The 6,040-nt window shown below is 73.6% G+C and carries 8 protein-coding genes; 5 read left to right on the top strand and 3 right to left on the bottom strand.

The genetic code is table 11. The annotated features are described in order from the left end of the window. Positions 1–454: hypothetical protein (locus HW578_RS21660; protein ID WP_198372793.1), on the bottom strand; the 454-nt coding region annotated here is incomplete at its 3' end. Positions 455–620: 166 nt separating this feature from the next. On the opposite strand from HW578_RS21660, the gene purM reads away from it, so the two are divergent. From purM to HW578_RS21645, 3 genes are read left to right on the top strand one after another with little or no spacing between them, the layout of a single operon-like run. Next, entirely contained in the window at positions 621–1,697 is a 1,077-nt protein-coding gene (gene purM, locus HW578_RS21655) for a phosphoribosylformylglycinamidine cyclo-ligase (protein WP_198372794.1), read from the top strand. After that, positions 1,694–2,371 (top strand): phosphoribosylglycinamide formyltransferase, encoded by a 678-nt coding sequence (gene purN, locus HW578_RS21650; RefSeq protein WP_198372792.1) that lies wholly within the window; start codon positions 1,694–1,696, stop codon positions 2,369–2,371. Before purM ends, purN begins: the two co-directional genes overlap by 4 nt. 24 nt (positions 2,372–2,395) lie before the next feature. Beyond that, positions 2,396–2,557, top strand: a complete 162-nt coding sequence (locus HW578_RS21645; RefSeq protein WP_198372791.1) for a preprotein translocase subunit SecE — start codon at positions 2,396–2,398, stop codon at positions 2,555–2,557. 10 nt (positions 2,558–2,567) lie between these two features. Here the strand turns inward: HW578_RS21645 and HW578_RS21640 are convergent, their stop codons facing one another. Further along, a complete protein-coding gene (locus HW578_RS21640) occupies positions 2,568–3,359 on the bottom strand; it encodes an EAL domain-containing protein (RefSeq protein ID WP_198372790.1) in 792 nt (263 codons plus the stop codon). A gap of 152 nt (positions 3,360–3,511) precedes the next feature. Here HW578_RS21640 and HW578_RS21635 point away from each other — a divergent pair, with 152 nt between their 5' ends. Next, complete coding sequence (locus HW578_RS21635; RefSeq protein WP_198372789.1) at positions 3,512–3,748, top strand: phage baseplate assembly protein V; 237 nt, start codon at positions 3,512–3,514, stop codon at positions 3,746–3,748. Positions 3,749–3,908: 160 nt separating this feature from the next. Here the strand turns inward: HW578_RS21635 and ndk are convergent, their stop codons facing one another. Then, positions 3,909–4,331: a nucleoside-diphosphate kinase gene (ndk, locus tag HW578_RS21630; protein ID WP_198372788.1), complete on the bottom strand. Its 423-nt coding sequence runs from the start codon at positions 4,329–4,331 to the stop codon at positions 3,909–3,911. A gap of 129 nt (positions 4,332–4,460) precedes the next feature. On the opposite strand from ndk, the gene HW578_RS21625 reads away from it, so the two are divergent. After that, on the top strand, positions 4,461–6,040 hold a 1,580-nt coding region (locus HW578_RS21625; RefSeq protein WP_198372787.1), incomplete at its 3' end, for an ABC-F family ATP-binding cassette domain-containing protein.

Raw genomic sequence — 6,040 nt, 5'->3', positions numbered from 1 at the left:
GCCATTCGTTGAGCGAGCCGTACTGCGCCACCGCCTCGACCGTCGCGGCGGCGGGCATCGGTGCCACGGGGCGGGGCGGCGGTTCGCCCGGCGCGGCGCCCTCGGCCGGCGTGCCGCCCTCGGCCGTGCTGGTCCCGCCGGTGATGGCGCGCACCCGGCCCGGGTTGAAGTTGACGGTGATGCGCCCGGTGTAGCGGGTGGGGGAGGTGCGCTCCTCCTCGATGATGATCGAGGTGACCATCGATTCGATCTGCTGGTCGGACACCGAGCGCGTGACGCCGGCGGCCGAGGCGATGCGCTCCCAGGCCGCGCGCCGGCCGGCCACGAAGGCGCGTTCGCGGGCGATCACGCCGTTCTCCGCGGTGGCCTCTGCCGGCACGCCGCGCTGCGTGTAGGAGACGGCCGCGGGGGCGTCCTGCGCGCGGAGCACCGCCGGCGCCGCCAGGACGAGCATGACGGTTGCGAGGATCGCCGCCGCATGGTTCTGTCCGCGCGCCCGCGCGGGGCGGGTCCTGACCGGCATCGCGTTCACCATTCCTCATCGGCGGCCGGTCGATGGCCGCCATCAGCCGCGCCGCCGCGGCATCGTTATCCATGCCAATACCCGATCGGAGGCCGCCCTGACCAGTTCCCCGTCCGCCCCCCTCACCTACCGCGCCGCCGGCGTCGACATCGAGGCCGGCGACGCGCTGGTCGATGCCATCAAGCCGCTGGCGAGGTCCACCGATCGGCCGGGCACGATGGGGGGCCTGGGCGGCTTCGGCGCGCTGTTCGACCTCAAGGCCGCGGGCTTCACCGACCCGGTGCTGGTCAGCAGCACTGATGGCGTGGGCACCAAGCTGCGCGTCGCCATCGATGCCGGGCTGCACGCGACGGTGGGCATCGACCTGGTGGCGATGTGCGTCAACGACCTGGTGGTGCAGGGCGCGGAGCCGCTCTTCTTCCTCGACTACTTCGCGACCGGGAAGCTCGACGTGGCCTCGGCCAGGCAGGTGGTGGCCGGCATCGCCGAGGGCTGCCGGATCGCCGGCTGCGCGCTGGTCGGCGGCGAGACGGCAGAGATGCCGGGCATGTACGCGAAGGGCGACTACGACCTCGCAGGGTTCTCGGTGGGTGCGGCCGAACGCGGCGCGCTGCTGCCGCGCGGCGATGTCGGGCCGGGCGACGTGGTGCTGGGGCTGCTGTCCTCCGGCGTGCATTCCAACGGCTTCTCGCTGGTGCGGCGCATCCTCGAACGCGGCAGTGCCGGCATGGGGGCGCCAGCCCCCTTCGCATCGGGGCGCACGCTGGGCGAGGCGCTGCTGGAACCGACCCGCATCTACGTGAAGCCGCTGCTGGCGCTGCATCGTGCGGGCCTGATCAAGGCCGCGGCGCACATCACCGGCGGCGGGCTGCCCGGCAACCTGCCGCGCGTGCTGCCCGAGGGGACGGTCGCGGTGCTGGATGCCGGCGCCTGGACGCCGCCGCCGGTCTTCGCGTGGCTGGCGCGCGTGGGCGAGGTCGCGCCCGAGGAGATGCTGCGCGTCTTCAACTGCGGCATCGGCATGTGCGTGGTGGTGGATGCGCCGCGGGCCGAAGCCGCCGCCGCGCTGCTCGAAGCGCAGGGCGAGACGGTCCGGCGCATAGGCCACATCGAGGCCGGCACCGGGGCCGCCGCCGTGCGCATCGAGGGGCTGCACGCCGGCTGGCCGGGATGACCCGTGCGCGCGTCGCGGTGCTGATCTCCGGGCGCGGGTCGAACATGGCGGCGCTGCTCGCCGCCGCGGCCGACCCCGCCTATCCGGCCGAGATCGCGCTGGTGCTGTCGAACCGCGCCGATGCGGCGGGGCTGGCGCATGCCGCCGCGCGCGGCGTGCCGACCGCGGTGGTGGAAAGCCGCGCCTTCCGCGGCGACCGGCAGGGCTTCGAGGCGGCGATGGAGGCGGAACTCGCGCGCCACGACATCCGCATCCTCGCGCTGGCCGGCTTCATGCGCGTGCTGACCGCGGGCTTCGTCGCGCGCTGGGAGGGGCGGATGGTCAATATCCACCCTTCGCTGCTGCCGGCCTTCCCGGGGCTCGACACCCATGCCCGCGCGCTGGCGGCGGGGGTGCGGCTGCATGGCTGCACGGTCCACCTGGTCAGCGCCGGGGTGGACGAGGGCCCGATCCTGGCCCAGGCCGCGGTGCCGGTGCTGGACAGCGACACCGAGGGCAGCCTCGCCGCCCGCGTGCTGGCGGAGGAACATCGGCTCTATCCCGCGGCGCTGGCCTGGCTTGCCGCAGGGCGGGTGAGCCTGGCCGGCGGGGTCGTGCGCATCGCGGATGCGCGCGGCGCGACGGGCAGCCTCGCGAACCCCTTGCCCGCGGCGCCCGGGCTTTCTAAAGGCTGACGCAGAAAAGCTTTGGTTGGGGGCGTGGCCGTGGCCGAACAGCAGACCTATGAATTCGTCGAAGTGAAGGCCAGCGACATCCTGGCCGAGCGCCAGCGCGAATGGGCCGGCTTCACGACCTTCCTGACCTGGGCGGTCGGCGCGATCGCGACCCTGCTGGTGCTGATCTACCTGATCTGGGGCTGACCCCCCGCCCTCAGGGCCGAAGCGCGCCCGGGCGGCCGAGCAGCCAGCCCTGCAGCGCGTCGCAACGGGCATCCCTGAACGCGCGCATCTGCTCTGCGGTCTCGACCGCCTCGGCCACCGTCACCGCGCCCATCGCATGCGCCATATCGACCACGGCGGCGACCAGGGCGCGCGCGCGCTCCGCGCCGGGCTCGCCGTGCTCGAGCCCGGCGGTCAGCGCCGGGTCGAGCTTCACCGCAGCGAAGGGAATGTCGCGCAGCACCCGCGCCGATCCGTGGTTGCAGCCGAAATCATCCAGGGCGAGGCTGAGGCCGAGCCCCCGCAGGGCCGCGGCGAGGGAGCGCGCCGCCGCCAGGTCCTGGATTACCGCCGCCTCCGGAAGCTCAAGCGACACTCCGCGCGGATCTACGCCCGTGGCGTCGATCGCCGCCCTGACCATGGGGGCGGCATGGCCGGTCAGGATGCCGCCCGGCGACAGGTTCAGCGCAAGATAGGGCGCTCCCCGCGGCCAGCCCGCGCGCAGCCGGAAGCCGTGCACCAGCACCCAGGCATCGAGGGCGACGCCGCGGCCCACCGCCTCGGCCGCCTCCAGGGTCTCGCGCGGCGGGATGGCGCCGAATTCGGGGTGCTCCCAGCGCAGCAGCGCCTCGTAGCCGACCGGGTCGAGCGTGGCGGCGGCGCAGATCGGCTGCAGGTCGAGCCGCAGCCCCGCCCCGCCCGCCGCCAGCGCGTCGATGAGCCCGGCGCCCAGATCCGCGATCGTCGATGGCTGCGACGCCGCGGCGGGCAGGATGCCGTCCATGCCGTTCCTCCTCCTCAACGCCGCCCATCAGGCACCGGGCGGCGTTAACGGGGCGTCAGCGAGGCTGGCGTGACGGCGGTCATGGCGCGCAGGCCGGCATGAGTGCCAGGATCGGCCCGCGGGCGAAAGGTCCCGCGCGGCAGGAGACAGCAATGGCCATCATCAACGGGGTTGTCCGCGGCATCATCACCGACGGGGCGGATCCGACGCGCGGCGGGCGGGTCTATGTGCAGATGCCCGCGCTGGCGGGCTCGGGCGGCGTCTGGGCGCCGGTCTGCCGTGCCTTCGGCGCGTCCGGCGGGGGCGGCGGCAGCGTCGGCGGGGCGGTCTGGGTCGCCTTCGAGAATGGCGACCCGGCCTATCCGGTGGTGCTCGGCCTGGCGGACTGACCCGCCAGGGCGGGGGTCGTCGGCCGATCGGGACGACGGGTACCGGCCAGCCCCGCCGCCCGGCCACGCCATGCTCGATGCCTGGCGGGGTGGCGGCGCGGGCCGTGGGCCGGCCCTGGAATGCGCCCTCAGGCGCCGTCCCGAACGGTCCTTCGGTAACTCAGCCGACCAGCTCGGTGCCGGCGAAGAAATACGCGATCTCGACCGCCGCGTTCTCGGGGCTGTCGGAGCCGTGCACGGAATTCGCCTCGATGCTCTCGGCGAACAGCTTGCGGATGGTGCCCTCGGCCGCCTGGGCGGGGTTGGTCGCACCCATCAGCTCGCGGTTCTTCGCCACCGCGTTCTCCCCTTCCAGCACCTGCACCACGACCGGGCCGGAGACCATGAAGTCCACCAGGTCGTTGTAGAAGGGGCGCGCGGCATGCACCTCGTAGAACTTCTTGGCGTGGGCGCGGGACATCCAGATGCGCTTCTGGGCGATGATGCGCAGGCCGTTCTTCTCGAAGATGGCGTTGATGGCGCCCGTGAGGTTCCGCCGCGTGGCGTCCGGCTTGATGATGGAGAAGGTGCGTTCGATGGCCATGGCGGCTGTCCTCGGGGGTTCTGGAGTCGGCGCGCCGGATAGGCGGGATGGGCGCGGCGCGCAACCCCCGGCAGGACGGGACCGGCGTACGCATGGCATCGCCGCGCCCGGGCGCTATAACGCCGCGCCATGACCGTCCTCGCCCTCCGCGACCTGACCATCCGCATCGCCGGCCGCGCGCTGCTGGACGGGGCGAACCTGCAGATCGACATCGGCCGCAAGGTCGGGCTGGTCGGGCGCAACGGCGCGGGAAAGTCGACGCTGCTGCGCGCCATCACCGGCGAATTGCAGCCCGATGGCGGCGAGATCCGCCTCGCCGCCCGCGCCCGCATGGGCCATGTGGCGCAGGAGGCGCCGGGCGGGGATGACCGCCTGCTCGACATCGTGCTCGCCGCGGATACCGAGCGCGCCGCGCTGCTCGCGGAAGCCGACAGCCACCCCGACCCCGCGCGCCTGGCCGAGATCCATGACCGCCTGATCGCCATCCGCGCCGACAGCGCGCCGGCGCGCGCGGGTGCGATCCTGTCGGGCCTCGGCTTCGATGCGGCGGCCCAGGCGCGCCCGTCGCGCGAATTCTCGGGCGGCTGGCGGATGCGCGTGGCCCTCGCCCGCGCCCTGTTCCTCGAGCCCGACCTGCTGCTGCTGGACGAGCCGACCAACCACCTCGACCTCGAGGCCACAATGTGGCTGGAGGCGTGGCTGCAGCGCTTCCCGGGGGCCGCCATCGTGGTCAGCCACGACCGCGGGCTGCTGGAACGCTGCGTCGATTCCATCGCGCATCTCGATCAGCAGAGGATCACGCTCTACCAGGGCAACTTCGCCGATTTCGTGCGCATGCGCGCCGAGCGCCAGGCGCAGCAGGCCGCCGCCAATGCGCGCATCGCGGCCGAGCGCGCGCATATCCAGTCCTTCGTCGACCGCTTCCGCTACAAGGCGTCCAAGGCGCGCCAGGCGCAGTCCCGCCTCAAGGCGCTGGAGCGCATGCCGGCGATCGAGGCGGTGGTCGAGGACCACCCGGTCCGCTTCGCCTTCCCGGCACCGGAGGAACTCGCCCCGCCGATCCTCTCGCTCAACGGCTGCGCGGTCGGCTATGGCGGGCCGCCCATCCTGCGCAACCTGAACCTGCGCCTGGATCAGGACGACCGCATCGCGCTGCTGGGGGCCAACGGCAACGGCAAGTCCACGCTGGCGAAGCTGATCGCCGGGCGGCTGCAGCCCGAGGGCGGCACCTACTTCCGCACGCGCGCGCTGCGCGTGGGCTATTTCGCGCAGCACCAGGCGGAGGAGCTCGACCTCGCGGGCACGCCGCTCACCCACATGCAGGCCGCGCTGCCCAAGGCGACCGAGACCGCCTGCCGGGCGCAGCTCGCGCGCTTCGGGCTCGATGCCGACCGGGCCGGGACCCGCATCACGGCGCTGTCGGGCGGGGAGAAGGCGCGGCTACTGCTCGCGCTGACCACGCGCGACGCGCCGCAGCTGCTGATCCTGGACGAACCGACCAACCACCTCGACATCGATGCGCGCGAGGCGCTGGTGAAGGCCCTGGCCGACTTCCCCGGGGCCGTGGTGCTGATCACCCATGACCCGCATCTGGTGGAGCTGGTCGCCGACCGTCTCTGGCTGGTGGCGGATGGTGCGGTCAGCCCCTTCGATGGCGACCTGGAGGACTACCGCGCGCTGCTGGCCGAGCGCGCGCGCGGCGGGGCGCG

The organism is Roseomonas rosulenta (assembly GCF_016106005.1).
Lineage (GTDB): Bacteria > Pseudomonadota > Alphaproteobacteria > Acetobacterales > Acetobacteraceae > Neoroseomonas > Neoroseomonas rosulenta.
This window is presented reverse-complemented; position numbering and strand designations above follow the sequence as displayed.